This is a genomic window from Mycobacterium sp. NGS26, from assembly GCF_059813025.1.
The window spans coordinates 1-364 of the sequence record NZ_JCALDU010000045.1 but is presented as its reverse complement, the minus strand read 5'-3'; the positions used below and the strand labels follow the sequence as shown (position 1 = coordinate 364).

The 364-nt window shown below is 64.8% G+C and carries 1 protein-coding gene; it reads left to right on the top strand.

Features of this window, described 5'->3' with window-relative positions; all coding sequences use genetic code 11:
• Positions 1 to 7 precede the first annotated feature (7 nt).
• Positions 8 to 364: AMP-binding protein (locus AC5Y6X_RS24485; protein ID WP_499989728.1), on the top strand; the 357-nt coding region annotated here is incomplete at its 3' end.

The window sequence follows — 364 nt, the reverse complement described above, 5'->3', positions numbered from 1 at the left end:
TAGTCGGGTGTTGCAGTTTGCGCCGTTGATTTTTGATATGTCGGTTGGGAATTTGTGGTGGGCGTTGTTGACGGGGGCGGCGGCGGTGATTCCCACCGAGGAGCAGGCGGTGCCGGGTCGGGAGTTGACCGATTTGATGGCGTGCCAGCGGGTTTCGCATGCCAAGTTCACCCCGAGCGCGTTGGCGGCGTTGCCGGCGGAGCAGCTGTGCGGGTTGACGTTGATTACCGGGGGGGAGGTGTGCACCGCAGAGCTGGTGGATCGCTATGCCGCGGTGGCCACGCTGGTCAATGAGTATGGCCCGACTGAGACGACGGTGGACGTCACGATCGGCTACCCGTTGACGCCGGGGTCGGGGGCGGCG